13 protein-coding genes are annotated in these 13777 nt (G+C 55.1%); 4 read left to right on the forward strand and 9 right to left on the reverse strand.

Annotated features, from left to right (window positions below; genetic code table 11):
• Positions 1-3: 3 nt before the first annotated feature.
• A complete protein-coding gene (rep, locus tag ACLHV9_RS23745) occupies positions 4-2028 on the reverse strand; it encodes a DNA helicase Rep (protein WP_028018212.1) in 2025 nt (674 codons plus the stop codon).
• Between the two features lie 112 nt (positions 2029-2140).
• Between rep and ppiC (ACLHV9_RS23750) the strand changes: the two genes are divergently transcribed.
• Both ppiC (ACLHV9_RS23750) and ppiC (ACLHV9_RS23755) read left to right on the forward strand, forming a co-directional pair.
• Positions 2141-2422 (forward strand): peptidylprolyl isomerase PpiC, encoded by a 282-nt coding sequence (ppiC, locus tag ACLHV9_RS23750; protein ID WP_049008154.1) that lies wholly within the window; start codon positions 2141-2143, stop codon positions 2420-2422.
• Positions 2423-2472: 50 nt separating this feature from the next.
• Entirely contained in the window at positions 2473-2754 is a 282-nt protein-coding gene (ppiC, locus tag ACLHV9_RS23755) for a peptidylprolyl isomerase PpiC (protein ID WP_108091183.1), read from the forward strand.
• 85 nt (positions 2755-2839) lie between these two features.
• Here the strand turns inward: ppiC (ACLHV9_RS23755) and ilvC are convergent, their stop codons facing one another.
• Positions 2840-4315, reverse strand: coding sequence for a ketol-acid reductoisomerase (gene ilvC, locus ACLHV9_RS23760; protein ID WP_021242831.1), 1476 nt, complete (start codon positions 4313-4315; stop codon positions 2840-2842).
• A gap of 152 nt (positions 4316-4467) precedes the next feature.
• Here ilvC and ilvY point away from each other — a divergent pair, with 152 nt between their 5' ends.
• Positions 4468-5358 (forward strand): HTH-type transcriptional activator IlvY, encoded by an 891-nt coding sequence (ilvY, locus tag ACLHV9_RS23765; RefSeq protein WP_028018214.1) that lies wholly within the window; start codon positions 4468-4470, stop codon positions 5356-5358.
• On the opposite strand, the gene ilvA is transcribed toward ilvY, so the two are convergent.
• The 7 genes from ilvA to ilvL all read right to left on the reverse strand — a co-directional run bounded on the left by ilvA (position 5355) and on the right by ilvL (position 11906).
• The gene (gene ilvA, locus ACLHV9_RS23770; protein ID WP_108091187.1) at positions 5355-6899 is read right to left on the reverse strand and encodes a threonine ammonia-lyase, biosynthetic; all 1545 of its coding nucleotides are present in this window, start codon (positions 6897-6899) and stop codon (positions 5355-5357) included. The genes ilvY and ilvA overlap by 4 nt on opposite strands.
• Positions 6900-6901: 2 nt before the next feature.
• Positions 6902-8752, reverse strand: a complete 1851-nt coding sequence (gene ilvD, locus ACLHV9_RS23775) for a dihydroxy-acid dehydratase (protein WP_049008151.1) — start codon at positions 8750-8752, stop codon at positions 6902-6904.
• Between the two features lie 61 nt (positions 8753-8813).
• Positions 8814-9743: a branched-chain-amino-acid transaminase gene (gene ilvE / locus ACLHV9_RS23780; protein ID WP_023309654.1), complete on the reverse strand. Its 930-nt coding sequence runs from the start codon at positions 9741-9743 to the stop codon at positions 8814-8816.
• Between the two features lie 18 nt (positions 9744-9761).
• Positions 9762-10025, reverse strand: coding sequence for an acetolactate synthase 2 small subunit (gene ilvM, locus ACLHV9_RS23785; RefSeq protein ID WP_028018217.1), 264 nt, complete (start codon positions 10023-10025; stop codon positions 9762-9764).
• Positions 10022-11668, reverse strand: a complete 1647-nt coding sequence (gene ilvG / locus ACLHV9_RS23790) for an acetolactate synthase 2 catalytic subunit (protein WP_108091184.1) — start codon at positions 11666-11668, stop codon at positions 10022-10024. The genes ilvM and ilvG overlap by 4 nt, the downstream gene beginning before the upstream one ends.
• A 2-nt stretch (positions 11669-11670) precedes the next feature.
• Positions 11671-11721 (reverse strand): peptide IlvX, encoded by a 51-nt coding sequence (ilvX, locus tag ACLHV9_RS23795; protein ID WP_108091188.1) that lies wholly within the window; start codon positions 11719-11721, stop codon positions 11671-11673.
• Between the two features lie 86 nt (positions 11722-11807).
• Positions 11808-11906: an ilv operon leader peptide gene (ilvL, locus tag ACLHV9_RS23800; RefSeq protein ID WP_001311244.1), complete on the reverse strand. Its 99-nt coding sequence runs from the start codon at positions 11904-11906 to the stop codon at positions 11808-11810.
• 340 nt (positions 11907-12246) lie between these two features.
• On the opposite strand from ilvL, the gene ACLHV9_RS23805 reads away from it, so the two are divergent.
• Positions 12247-13767, forward strand: coding sequence for a YifB family Mg chelatase-like AAA ATPase (locus ACLHV9_RS23805; RefSeq protein WP_108091185.1), 1521 nt, complete (start codon positions 12247-12249; stop codon positions 13765-13767).
• Positions 13768-13777 lie beyond the last annotated feature (10 nt).

Raw genomic sequence — 13777 nt, forward strand, 5'->3', positions numbered from 1 at the left:
TAATTATCCTTTCTCTTTGGCTTTCGCGAGCATCGCGCGAATGTTCGCCACGTTAGCCTGCCCCTTGTGCATCCGCTCTTCTGCCGTAATCACTTTGCGCTCCTGCTCCCAGATCAGATCGTCCTGCGGTAGCTCCAGCAGAAAACGACTCGGTTCCGGACGCACCAGTTCGCCATACTGACGGCGCTCTTTGCACAGCGTGAATGTCAGCTCCTTCTGCGCACGGGTGATCCCGACATAGGCCAGACGGCGTTCCTCGTCGACGTTATCTTCATCAATGCTGCTCTGGTGCGGCAGCAAACCTTCTTCCATACCGACCAGATATACATACGGGAACTCCAGTCCTTTTGACGCGTGTAACGTCATCAGCTGAACCTGGTCAGCCTCTTCCTCGCTCTCGCCACGCTCCATCATGTCGCGAAGGGTAAAGCGGGTGACCACCTGAGTCAGGGTCATTGGCTCATCTATCTCCGAGCCTTCCAGCATTTCGGTCATCCAGCTGAAGAGCTGGTTAACGTTTTTCATCCGCATCTCAGCCGCCTTCGGGCTGGCGGAGGTTTCGTACAACCAGGATTCGTAATCAATACCGTGAATGAGATCGCGCACTGCCGCGACAGGTTCACGTTCCGCAAGGCGCTGCACTTCACCCAGCCAGTGGGTGAAACGGGTTAACGAATCGTAACCACGTCCGGTCAGCGTCTGACTCAGCCCCATATCAAAGCTGGCGGTAAACAGGCTTTTGTTGCGGGTCATCGCCCATTCGCCAAGCTTTTGTAGTGTCGCCGGGCCGATCTCACGTTTCGGGGTGTTCACGATGCGCAGAAACGCGCTGTCATCATCCGGGTTGGTGAGCACGCGCAGATAGGCCAGCAGATCCTTGATTTCAGGACGCGAGAAGAACGACGTACCACCCGAAATTTTGTAGGGGATGCGGTTTTGCATCAGCATCTTTTCAAAGACGCGCGACTGGTGGTTACCGCGATACAGAATGGCGTAATCCTTGTACTCGGTTTTATTCACGAAGTGGTGGGCAATGAGCTCGCCGGTAACGCGTTCAGCCTCATGCTCTTCATTATTGGCACTGAGCACTTTCAGCTCGGTGCCGTAACCCAGTTCGGAGAACAGACGCTTCTCAAACACATGCGGGTTATTGGCGATCAGGATATTCGCCGACTTGAGGATACGCCCGGAAGAACGGTAGTTTTGCTCCAGCTTAATCACCTGCAACGCAGGAAAATCTTTGCTTAACAACACCAGATTTTGTGGACGCGCACCGCGCCAGGAGTAAATTGACTGGTCATCGTCACCCACCACGGTGAAACGCGCGCGCTGACCCACCAGCAGCTTCACCAGTTCGTACTGGCTGGTGTTGGTATCCTGATATTCATCCACCAGCAGGTAGCGGATCTTGTTCTGCCAGCGTTCACGTACCTCTTCATTACGCTGAAGCAGCAGCGTTGGCAGGAGGATCAGATCGTCGAAATCCAACACGTTGCACGCTTTCATATGCGCGTCGTACAGACCATAACAGTGCGCGAAGATCCGATCCCGTTCGCCCTTCGCACTCGCTGCCGCCTGTGCAGGCGTCATCAGATCGTTTTTCCAGTTTGAGATCGTCGAGATCAGCTGTTGCAGCAGAACTTTGTCGTCTTCGATCAGGCCTTCGGTGAGCTCTTTGAGCAACGCCACCTGGTCGGTGTCATCGAAAAGAGAGAAGTTGGACTTCATCCCCAGTGCGGCGTATTCGCGTTTAATGATATCCAGTCCCAGGGTATGGAAGGTGGAGATCATCAGCCCGCGCGCCTCTTTGCGCCCCAGCGTCTGGCCAACACGCTCTTTCATCTCGCGCGCTGCTTTATTGGTAAATGTCACCGCCGCAATGTGGCGTGCCTGATAGCCACACCCACGAATTAAGTGGGCGATTTTATTCGTGATCACGCGGGTTTTACCGGAACCCGCCCCTGCCAGCACCAGGCATGGTCCAGTAACGAATTCGACCGCTTGTTGTTGTCCAGGGTTTAAACGCATGGGAATATTGCTCAATCTTCGAACGGGGTGTGGATTGTAGCAGAAAGCCGGGCGCAGATTTACCGGCTAATGATAAAGTGGAGAAATCGCGTTTAACCCGTAGAGCAGAACCATGAAAAAGAGCGCAGCAGCCCTGCATATTCTGGTAAAAGAAGAGAAACTGGCCCAGGAGATCCTTGCCAAGCTGGAGCGCGGCATCAGCTTTGATCATCTGGCAAAGCGCTACTCTAAATGTCCGTCCGGACGCAATGGCGGGGATCTCGGGGAATTTCAACAAGGTGCGATGGTCGGCCCGTTCGATCAGGCAGTCTTTAGCTGCCCGCTCCTGAAGCCCTACGGCCCGGTAAAAACCAAATTTGGCTACCATATCATTAAGGTGCTGTATCGCCGCTGACGCGTGGTATATTGCGCCCCGATTTATTTCAACCAATTCAAGGCACGATCATGGCAAAAACAGCAGCAGCAGTGCACATCCTCGTTAAAGAAGAGAAACTGGCTCTGGATCTTCTGGAGCAAATTAAGAACGGTGCCGACTTCGGTAAGCTGGCGAAGAAGCACTCCATCTGCCCATCAGGCAAACGCGGTGGTGACTTAGGTGAATTCCGTCAGGGTCAGATGGTTCCGTCGTTCGACAAAGTGGTCTTCTCTTGCCCGGTACTGGAGCCAACCGGCCCGCTGCACACGCAGTTCGGTTATCACATTATTAAGGTTCTGTATCGCAAATAAAAAGCCGGGTAGCGGCTGCGCCTTACCCGGCTTACGTCTTAGCGTTTTGTAAGTCGGGTAAGCGAAGCGCCACCCGACAAGGTTGTTAACCCGCTACCGCGATACGTTTCATATCGGTCATGTAGCCACGCAGTTTGTGACCCACTTTCTCGATCTGATGGCTGCGAATCGCTTCGTTCACATCGCGCAGCTGCGCGTTATCCACGGCTCCTTCTGCAATCGCTTTACCCAGATCGCCTGTCTGCAGCGTAGTCATGAACTCTTTCAGCAGCGGTACGCAAGCGTAAGAGAACAGGTAGTTACCATACTCAGCGGTATCAGAGATCACTACGTTCATTTCGTACAGACGCTTACGGGCGATGGTGTTCGCAATCAGCGGCAGCTCGTGCAGTGATTCGTAGTACGCAGACTCTTCGATGATGCCGGAATCCACCATGGTTTCGAACGCCAGCTCAACGCCTGCTTTCACCATGGCAATCATCAGTACGCCTTTATCGAAGTACTCCTGCTCGCCGATTTTACCTTCATACTGTGGCGCGGTTTCGAACGCGGTTTTACCGGTCTCTTCACGCCAGGTCAGCAGTTTCTTATCGTCATTCGCCCAGTCAGCCATCATGCCGGAAGAGAACTCACCGGAGATGATGTCGTCCATATGTTTCTGGAACAGCGGCGCCATGATGGTTTTCAGCTGTTCAGACAATGCGTAAGCACGCAGTTTCGCCGGGTTAGACAGACGGTCCATCATCAGCGTAATACCGCCCTGCTTCAGGGCTTCAGTGATGGTTTCCCAGCCGAATTGAATCAGTTTTTCAGCGTATGCAGGGTCAGTACCCTCTTCCACCAGCTTGTCGAAGCACAGCAGAGAGCCAGCCTGCAGCATGCCGCACAGAATGGTCTGCTCACCCATCAGGTCAGATTTCACTTCTGCAACGAAGGAAGATTCCAGCACGCCCGCACGGTGACCACCGGTTGCGGCAGCCCATGCTTTGGCAATCGCCATACCTTCGCCTTTTGGATCGTTTTCCGGGTGAACCGCGATCAGGGTCGGCACGCCGAAGCCACGTTTGTACTCTTCACGGACTTCCGTACCCGGGCACTTCGGAGCCACCATCACAACGGTGATGTCTTTACGGATCTGCTCGCCCACTTCAACGATGTTGAAACCGTGGGAATAACCCAGCGCCGCGCCATCTTTCATCAGCGGCTGTACGGAACGCACAACGTCAGAGTGCTGTTTGTCTGGCGTCAGGTTAACCACCAGATCCGCCTGCGGGATCAGCTCTTCGTAGGTACCCACTTTAAAGCCGTTTTCGGTCGCTTTACGCCAGGAAGCACGCTTCTCGGCAATCGCTTCTTTACGCAGGGCGTAGGAGATATCCAGACCGGAGTCACGCATGTTCAGGCCCTGGTTCAGACCCTGTGCGCCACAGCCGACGATGACCACTTTTTTACCCTGAAGGTAGCTCGCGCCATCGGCAAATTCGTCGCGCGCCATGAAGCGGCATTTGCCCAGCTGCGCCAGCTGCTGGCGCAAGTTCAGTGTATTAAAGTAGTTAGCCATGGGTGATACCTCGTGATGTTGTGTGTCTTATTGTTCGGTTCGCTGTTCAGCGAGAATGTACCCACATTACAACAGGAAATTCATTGCGGAAATTGATATATTCACAACGTCACGTTGCAATATCTGCAATGTAAAAAAGGGGAGTGACATCAGTGGATTTACGCGATCTGAAAATGTTCCTGCATCTTGCGGAAAGCCGCCACTTTGGCCGCAGCGCCCGGGCGATGCACGTCAGCCCCTCTACGCTTTCGCGGCAAATCCAGCGCCTTGAGGAAGATCTCGGCCAGCCGCTGTTTGTGCGTGATAACCGTACCGTTACCCTCACGGAAGCGGGTGAAGAACTGCGCATTTTTGCCCAGCAGACGCTGTTGCAGTACCAGCAGCTGCGGCACTCGATTGACCAGCAGGGGCCGTCACTTTCCGGCGAGCTGCATATTTTCTGCTCCGTGACCGCTGCCTATAGCCATCTGCCGCCCATTCTCGACCGCTTCCGCGCGGCGCATCCGTCGGTTGAAATTAAGCTCACTACCGGCGACGCCGCCGACGCAATGGAAAAAGTGGTGACTGGCGAAGCGGATCTCGCCATTGCCGGGAAACCCGAAACCTTGCCGGGTGCGGTGGCATTTTCAATGCTGGAGAACCTGGCGGTAGTGCTGATTGCCCCGGCACTGCCCTGCCCGGTGCGTAATCAGGTATCGGTGGAGAAACCGGACTGGTCAACGGTGCCGTTTATCATGGCCGATCAGGGACCGGTACGCCGCCGTATTGAGCTGTGGTTCCGCCGTCAGAAGATCAGCAATCCGTCGATTTACGCAACAGTTGGTGGCCATGAGGCGATGGTCTCAATGGTGGCGCTCGGCTGCGGCGTGGCGCTGCTGCCGGAAGTGGTGCTGGAAAACAGCCCGGAGCCGGTACGTAACCGCGTGATGATTCTGGAACGCAGCGACGAGAAAACACCGTTTGAGCTTGGCGTGTGTGCACAAAAAAAGCGGCTGCATGAGCCGCTTATTGATGCGTTCTGGCAGATCCTGCCAAACCATTAACCTGCGAGGAAGAACCTGAACGCCGGGTTATGCGTCTCATCGTGACAGTCATAGCCCAGTTCGTTCAGCCGCGTTTCGAAATCAGGCTCATGTTCGCCCAGCTCAAACGCTGCCAGCACGCGACCATAGTCCGTGCCGTGGCTGCGGTAGTGGAACAAAGAGATGTTCCAGTGCGTACCCAGCGTATGCAGGAACTTAAGCAGTGCGCCCGGAGATTCCGGAAACTCAAAGCTGAACAGACGTTCCTTGAGCGGTTTCGATGGACGTCCGCCCACCATGTAGCGCACGTGCAGCTTCGCCATCTCGTCGTCAGAGAGATCAACCACGCTATAGCCGCCCTCATGCAGCAGATTGAGGATCTCTTTGCGTTCTTCCAGACCGCGACTCAGGCGCACACCGACAAAAATGCACGCATCTTTGGCGTCAGCAAAACGGTAGTTAAATTCCGTCACTGAGCGGCCGCCGAGTAGCTGGCAGAATTTCAGGAAGCTGCCCTTCTCTTCCGGGATGGTCACCGCCAACAGTGCTTCCCGCTGTTCACCCAGCTCGCAGCGCTCTGAAACATAGCGCAGACCGTGGAAATTAACGTTAGCACCGGAGAGCACATGCGCCAGGCGTTCGCCGCGAATGTTGTGCTGAGCGATGTATTTTTTCATCCCCGCCAGCGCCAGCGCGCCGGACGGTTCCGCCACCGCGCGAACATCCTCGAACAGATCTTTCATCGCCGCGCAGATCGCGTCGCTATCAACCGTGACAATATCGTCAAGATACTCCTGGCACAGGCGGAAGGTCTCATCGCCGATGCGCTTAACCGCCACGCCTTCCGCAAACAGCCCGACGCGCGGCAGGTCTACCGGATGACCGGCATCCAGCGCCGCTTTCAGGCAGGCAGAATCTTCCGCTTCAACGGCAATAACTTTGATCTGCGGCATCAGCTGTTTGATCAGCACCGCCACGCCCGCCGCCAGCCCGCCGCCGCCGACCGGTACAAACACGCGGTCAAGATGGGCATCCTGTTGCAGCAGCTCCAGCGCCAGCGTGCCCTGCCCGGCAATCACCATCGGGTGATCGAACGGCGGTACCCAGGTAAACCCCTGCTGCTGCGCCAGCTCAATCGCTTTGGCTTTTGCTTCGTCGAAGTTAGCCCCGTGGAGCAGCACTTCACCGCCAAAACCTCGCACCGCATCGACTTTGATGTCTGCGGTAGCGACCGGCATCACGATCAGCGCTTTCAACCCTAAGCGAGCAGAGGAGAATGCGACGCCCTGAGCGTGGTTACCTGCAGAGGCGGTAATTACGCCGCGTGCTTTTTGCTCGTCGGTTAACCCGGCCATCATCGCGTAGGCCCCGCGCAGCTTAAAACTGTGTACTGGCTGACGGTCTTCGCGCTTCACCAGGATCACGTTATCAAGGCGCGAAGAGAGTTTTTCCATTTTCTGCAGCGGGGTGACCTGCACCGCTTCATAGACCGGCGCGCGTAGCACCGCTCTTAAATATTCCGCCCCCTCAGGGGCGGCAGATAAGGGTTGTGATTCGGCCATCATTAGCCCCCAAGTTTCGATTTATCGCGCACCGCGCCTTTATCTGCACTGGTGGCAAGGCTTGCGTAAGCACGCAGAGCGAAGGAGACTTCACGCTGACGATCTTTCGGCGTCCAGGCTTTGTCGCCGCGCGCTTCTTGCGCCTCACGACGAGCCGCAATTTCCTGGTCGCTGAGCTTCAGCTGAATACCGCGATTTGGAATATCGATTTCGATCAGGTCGCCATCTTCGATAATGGCGATGTTGCCGCCACTCGCTGCTTCAGGGGAAACGTGGCCGATGGACAAGCCGGACGTACCGCCAGAGAATCGACCATCAGTGATCAGTGCGCAAGCTTTACCGAGTCCCATGGATTTCAGGAAGGTGGTTGGGTAAAGCATCTCCTGCATACCCGGCCCGCCTTTCGGACCTTCGTAGCGGATCACCACCACATCACCTTCCACCACTTTGCCACCGAGAATCGCCTCTACCGCCTCGTCCTGGCTTTCATACACTTTTGCCGGGCCGGTGAATTTCAGGATGCTGTCGTCCACGCCTGCGGTTTTCACGATGCAGCCGTTTTCCGCAAAGTTACCGTACAGCACGGCCAGACCACCGTCTTTGCTGTAGGCGTGTTCCAGCGAGCGGATGCAGCCTTCGGCGCGATCGTCATCCAGGGTGTCCCAGCGGCAGTCCTGCGAGAACGCCTGGGTGGTGCGAATACCCGCTGGACCCGCGCGGAACATCTTTTTCACCGCGTCGTCTTTGGTCAGCATCACGTCGTACTGGTCCAGCGACTCCGGCAGCGACAGGCCAAGCACGTTTTTCACATCACGGTTCAGCAGCCCGGCGCGATCCAGCTCGCCCAAAATACCGATTACGCCACCGGCACGGTGCACGTCTTCCATGTGGTACTTCTGGGTACTCGGCGCGACCTTACACAGCTGCGGGACTTTGCGGGACAGCTTGTCGATGTCGCTCATGGTGAAGTCGATTTCGGCTTCCTGCGCGGCGGCCAGCAGGTGCAGCACAGTGTTGGTGGAACCGCCCATGGCGATATCCAGCGTCATAGCGTTTTCGAACGCCGCTTTGCTGGCGATATTGCGCGGCAGCGCGCTGGCGTCGTCCTGCTCGTAGTAGCGTTTCGTCAGCTCAACAATGCGTTTACCGGCGTTGAGGAACAACTGTTTACGATCGGCGTGGGTCGCCAGCAGCGAGCCGTTGCCCGGCTGCGACAGGCCGAGCGCTTCGGTCAGGCAGTTCATGGAGTTGGCGGTAAACATCCCGGAACAGGAGCCGCAGGTCGGGCACGCGGAGCGTTCCACCTGCTCACTCTGCTCATCAGAGACTTTCGGGTCCGCGCCCTGAATCATCGCATCAACCAGGTCGAGCTTGATGATTTTGTCGGAAAGCTTGGTTTTTCCAGCTTCCATAGGGCCGCCGGAGACGAAGATCACCGGAATGTTCAGACGCAGGGAAGCCATCAGCATCCCTGGGGTGATTTTGTCACAGTTGGAGATACAGACCATCGCATCCGCGCAGTGGGCGTTAACCATGTATTCCACTGAGTCGGCGATCAGTTCGCGAGATGGCAGTGAATAGAGCATGCCCCCGTGACCCATCGCAATACCGTCATCCACCGCAATGGTGTTGAACTCTTTCGCCACACCGCCAGAGGCTTCGATTTGCTCGGCAACCAGTTTACCGAGATCGCGCAGGTGCACGTGACCCGGTACAAACTGGGTAAAGGAGTTCACCACGGCGATAATTGGCTTGCCGAAATCGGCGTCGGTCATTCCGGTGGCGCGCCACAGTGCGCGAGCACCCGCCATGTTACGGCCGTGGGTGGTGGTGGCTGAACGATACTTAGGCATGCTTTATTTACTCCCGTCTGACTATTTAAATGGGACGGTGCGTGCCGTCCCATATTTATACTTAGTGATTAACCTGATCCAACCAGCCGTATTTATCTTCTGTTTCACCGGTGAAGAGGCCAAAGAAGGCTTGCTGAATACGTTTGGTGACCGGGCCGCAGCGGCCTTCGCCCACCTGGATACCGTCTACGCTGCGTACCGGCGTAATTTCAGCCGCAGTACCGGACATAAAGACTTCATCCGCCAGGTAGAGAGATTCGCGGGACAGTACCTGCTCGCGCACTTCGATACCCAGATCTTTCGCCAGCTTGATGATGGCGTCACGGGTGATGCCCGGCAGCGCGGACGAGGTAAATGGTGGCGTGAACAGAATGCCATCTTTTACTTCAAACAAGTTTTCGCCCGCACCTTCTGAGATGTAGCCATTCACGTCGAGGGCAATACCTTCCTGATAACCGTGACGGCGCGCTTCGCTACCGACCAGCAGTGAGGAGAGGTAGTTACCGCCCGCTTTAGCCGCGGTCGGGATGGTGTTCGGCGCCACGCGGTTCCAGGAAGAGACCATTGCGTCGATCCCCTGCTCCAGGGCTTCCGCTCCCAGGTAAGCACCCCATGGGAACGCGGCAATGATCACATCGGTGGTATAGCCTGCTGGTGGGTTAACGCCCATGCCCACATCACCCACAAACACCAGCGGACGAATATACGCGCTGGTCAGGTTGTTTTTACGGATCACGTCACGGCAGGCTTCCATCAGCTCATCAACGCTCTGGGAAACCGGGAAACGATAAATTTTGGCTGAGTCATGCAGACGCTGCATATGTTCACGATGACGGAACACCACTGGCCCTTTGTGAGAATCGTAGCAACGGATCCCTTCAAAGACTGAAGTACCGTAGTGCAGCGCGTGGGACATCACGTGAACCTTCGCGTCCTCCCAGCGAACCATCTCACCGTTGAACCAAATGTAATCAGCTTTTTTTGTCGTCATTTTTTCGTCCTGTCACGCTTAAGCGCGGATTTGTTGTGATGTGGTTGTGCTCTGGCAGATGGCTACATGGGCAACGTCTACCAGCTTTGATAACTGACTAAACAGTAAGTCGACCGGCCGCGGGCTGGCAACGGTTAATTCGATACTGATATTTTCAGCATCAGTGGCCGTCTCCATATTCATAGAGCAAATCTGAAAACCACGATGACGGACCACACGCAAAACGCGTTCTAAGGTTTCTGGATTGAAGCGAGCCTGCACGGCGACCTGATGTTGCATCATGATAATTTCTCCAGCATTTGTGAGTTACTGGCACCTGGCGGTACCAACGGCCAGACATTCTCAAGCTCGTCGATTGAGACATGAAGCAGGTAAGGCCCTTCGCTTGACAGCATGGTGTCGAGTGCCGCTTCAACCTGGTCTTTACGGGTAATGTGCTGGCCAGGGATGCCAAAGGCGCTGGCCAGAGTGAGGAAATCGGGGTTATCGGTCAGGGTGGTTTCGCTGTAACGCTCCTGGAAGAACAACTGTTGCCACTGACGAACCATCCCTAAACGCTGGTTATCGAGTAACACGATTTTCAGCGGCAACTGCTTACGCTTCACGGTGCCCAGCTCCTGAACATTCATCATGAAGGAGCCGTCACCGGAGATACAGATAACGGTATCGTTCGGTCGGGCAACCTGCGCGCCTACTGCTGCTGGCAGACCGAAACCCATCGTCCCTAACCCGCTGGAAGTGATGAAATTTTCCGGGCGAGTGTAGGTCATGTGCTGGGCTGACCACATCTGATGCTGGCCCACGTCGGTGGTAACGACGCTGTCTGCGGGTTTACGATCGGACAACTGTTTCAACAGCAGCGGTGCGTAGATGGCCTCACCGGGGTGGTCGTAACGCCAGGCATGCTCAGCGCGCATATCGGCGGTGTGCTGACGCCATGCGTGGATATCTAACGGTTGCTGCAAAGCGGGTAACAATGCGTTGAGATCACCCTGCAGGGCGACGTGTGCCTGACGCAATTTGTTCATTTCTGCCGGGTCGATATCCATATGGATGACTTTGGCATTCGGCGCGAAGGTGTTCAGCTTACCGGTGACGCGGTCATCGAAACGTGCCCCTACGGCGATGAGCAGATCGCACTCCTGCACCGCCAGGTTTGCGGCTTTGGTGCCGTGCATCCCCAGCATGCCGAGGTAGTACGGATAGTCGGCATCTACCGCGCCCAGACCTTTCAGCGTGCAGGTCGCTGGCATCTGCGTTGTTGCGATAAATTCGCGCAGGGCTGGAACGGCCTGTGCCATGCCTACGCCACCGCCGACGTACAGCATCGGCTGTTTTGCCTGCGCCAGCATCTGGCGCGCCTCTGCAACGTCCTCTTGTGGAAACACATCGTCGCTTTCAACGGTGGAGAAGTGCGGTTCCAGATCGCCGAGAGCCACCTGGATATCTTTTGGGATATCCACAAGAACCGGGCCAGGACGGCCAGAACTGGCAACAGCAAATGCTTCAGCCATCACACGCGGCAACTCTTCCAGAGACTGGACGAGGAAACTGTGTTTGGTGCAAGCCAGCGATAAACCAAGTACATCCACTTCCTGGAAGGCATCGGTACCGATAAACGGAGAAGCGACTTGACCAGTGATTGCCACGACAGGAACAGAGTCGAGCAGTGCATCAGCCAGACCGGTGATCAGGTTGGTTGCACCCGGTCCTGAGGTTGCCATGCAAACCCCAGTTTTGCCGGTAGCGCGCGCATAACCGATGGCTGCCATTGCTGCGCCCTGCTCGTGTCGGCACAACAGGTGTTCCACGCCGCCGTCATACAATGCATCGTAAATCGGCATAATTGCGCCACCCGGATAACCGAATACTGTCTCGACTCCCTGCGCGCGCAACGCATGTACTACCCACTGTGCCCCATTCATAGTTAGTTCCCCGTCATAAATCGGGAGAAACAGAATTTTGTGCTAGTGTTCATTCTCTGCTCCTCGCTTAAGTTTTTTAGTCATAAAAAAACCCCCGGACCTTTCGGTGCGGGGGTCTTAGTTCGTTAAGGCTTGATTTCTAAGCCTTTCCTCGTCCAAGTGCAGCCCCGCACGGTGGGATAATAATCACCACCACGCTAATCACGACCAGGCTAATCACTCGTAGAAGGGCTGTCATTTTCAGTTCTTTTTGCATCTTGTTCGAAGGAATACCTAAAGAGTTATCACAGTTTTTAAATCAAACACAAGATTTATTTATGACCATTTTGATTAGCACACAAATCATATTCCGAAAAATCATTGTTTTATATGAGAAAAACAGAGTGTGAATATTTTTCATAATTTCAAGCGTACTCAGGCCATCAAAACGAACCGCTCTTTTTCTGCGAGAATGCTTCCGCCAAGACGTAATGGTTACATTTTGTCGTCAAAAGCCTGGAACAGGCGTCGTAAAATACAGAACTGACACTAAAGGTGTGATCGAGATACTGGCATAGTCGGCCCTCAAGGAGGTGCTTATGTCACTGTCAGTTGTTTATACGCGTGCGGCTATTGGAGTCAAAGCACCGCTGATTTCCGTAGAGGTCCATCTGAGCAATGGGCTTCCCGGATTAACGCTCGTCGGCTTGCCGGAAACAACGGTGAAAGAAGCCAGAGATCGGGTACGCAGCGCAATCATCAATAGCGGTTATACCTTCCCCGCAAAGAAGATCACTATCAACCTGGCGCCTGCGGACCTGCCCAAAGAGGGAGGTCGATATGATTTACCTATCGCTATAGCGCTTCTCGCGGCCTCAGAACAGCTTAATGCGTCCAGGCTAGGCTCGTATGAGTTCATCGGTGAACTGGCGCTTACAGGCGCATTGAGGGGCGTTCCTGGCGCAATCTCAGGTGCGCTGGAAGCCATTCGTGCTGGTCGACAAATCATTGTTGCCAATGAAAATGGTTCCGAGGTGAGCCTGATAGCCGAAAAAGGATGCCTGATAGCAGGGCACTTGCAGGAGGTCTGTGCATATCTTGAGGGGCGACATGAGTTAGCAGAACCTGAAGAAACAGGGGATCTCCTACCTGAAAGCCTGGACGATCTCAGCGAGATTATCGGTCAGGAGCAGGGGAAACGGGCACTGGAGATTACCGCTGCCGGAGGGCATAACCTGCTGTTGATTGGTCCGCCGGGTACAGGGAAAACGATGCTGGCGAGCAGATTAAATGGTCTGCTTCCCCCACTCAATAACCATGAGGCACTTGAAAGCGCTGCGATATTTAGCCTGGTGAGTTCTGTGTCGTTACAAAAACAGTGGCGACGTCGCCCCTTCCGCTCTCCGCACCACAGTGCCTCACTAACAGCCATGGTAGGGGGAGGTACTATACCGGTGCCGGGAGAGATCTCATTGGCCCACAATGGCATTCTGTTTCTTGATGAGCTGCCTGAGTTTGAAAGGCGAGTGCTGGATGCTCTGAGGGAGCCTATCGAATCGGGTGAAATTCATATCTCCCGTACACGTGCCAAAATAAGCTACCCCGCGCAGTTCCAGCTGGTTGCAGCAATGAACCCCAGCCCGTCAGGACATTATCAGGGTAATCATAATCGCTGTACGCCTGAGCAGACGCTGCGATATATGGGGAAACTCTCTGGCCCTTTTCTGGATCGTTTCGATTTATCCCTTGAGATCCCTTTGCCTCCCCCTGGCCTGCTCAGCCAGAGTGGCGTTAGAGGGGAGAGCACGGTAGAGGTTCGCGAGCGGGTTATCGCCGCTCAGGCCCGGCAGTATATGCGTCAAAATAAACTGAATGCCCGTCTGGATAATGCTGAGATTCGGCAGTTTTGCCAGCTAAAGGCCGAGGACGCAAACTGGCTGGAAGAAACATTGACGCGATTTGGGCTCTCAATTCGTGCGTGGCAGCGCCTCTTAAAAGTTGCCCGAACTATCGCCGATGTGGAAAGGTGTCATGAAATTGAGAGACAACATCTGCAGGAAGCGTTGAGCTATCGTGCAATCGATCGTCTGCTTTTGCACCTGCAAAAGTTACTGGCGTAAAAAAGGGGCC

It is taken from the genome of Enterobacter sp. CPE_E890, assembly GCF_046521475.1.
Classification (GTDB): domain Bacteria; phylum Pseudomonadota; class Gammaproteobacteria; order Enterobacterales; family Enterobacteriaceae; genus Enterobacter; species Enterobacter adelaidei.